Source organism: Cysteiniphilum halobium (assembly GCF_003574425.1).
In the GTDB taxonomy this organism is placed as follows: Bacteria; Pseudomonadota; Gammaproteobacteria; order Francisellales; family Francisellaceae; genus Caedibacter; species Caedibacter halobius.
On sequence record NZ_QLIU01000148.1, the window covers coordinates 1 to 565 of the forward strand.

2 protein-coding genes are annotated in these 565 nt (G+C 37.5%); both read right to left on the bottom strand.

Features of this window, described 5'->3' with window-relative positions; translation table 11 throughout:
- Window positions 1-63: 63 nt before the first annotated feature.
- Complete coding sequence (locus DNK85_RS11725) at window positions 64-255, bottom strand: hypothetical protein (RefSeq protein ID WP_162896712.1); 192 nt, start codon at window positions 253-255, stop codon at window positions 64-66.
- Between the two features lie 9 nt (window positions 256-264).
- Window positions 265-565: hypothetical protein (locus DNK85_RS11370; protein ID WP_208123207.1), on the bottom strand; the 301-nt coding region annotated here is incomplete at its 5' end.

The window sequence follows — 565 nt, forward strand, 5'->3', positions numbered from 1 at the left end:
CTGCTCATTAACGCTCTCTCTCCCTTAATTTTTTATCCCACTTCTATCTCTCCTACTCTTCTTCTAACCCTCATTCCAATGAATCTTCTTCAACTTCCTCTTTTCTTTTTCTATTCTTTTTTCTCTATACTTTTTCTTTCTCTCTTTTCTCTTCCCCTCTCCCCTTTTCTTTTTCGCCCCCTTCATACACCTCACCCCCATTTTCTTCTTTCTTCTCTTCCTCCCTTCTTTCTTTCTTCCTTTCTTCTTTTTCATTCTTCTTTTCTATCCATTCTTTTTCCTTTTCTCCTTTTTTTTCTCTTCTTCTTTTTTTCTCCCCCCTCTCTCTATTCTCCTCTTTTCAATCTCCCCTTTTTCAATCATTTTCTTAACCTCTTCTTTCTTTCTTTTCTTTTTTTTTTTTTTTTCCTTTTCTCTCCTCTTCCTCTTTCCTCTCTCTTTTCCTTCCCTCCTTTTTCCTTCTTCTCTTCCTCCTTTCCCTCCCTCCCTTCCTCCCCTTCCTCTTTTCTCTTTCTTTCTTTCCCCTCCTTCTTTCTCTCTCTTTTTTCTTTTTTTTTTTCCTCCC

What these genes read in the sequence shown, in the direction of transcription:
- DNK85_RS11725 (WP_162896712.1), bottom strand. Translation starts at nt 255, where the DNA reads ATGAAAAAGAAGAAAGGAAGAAAGAAAGAAGGGAGGAAGAGAAGAAAG.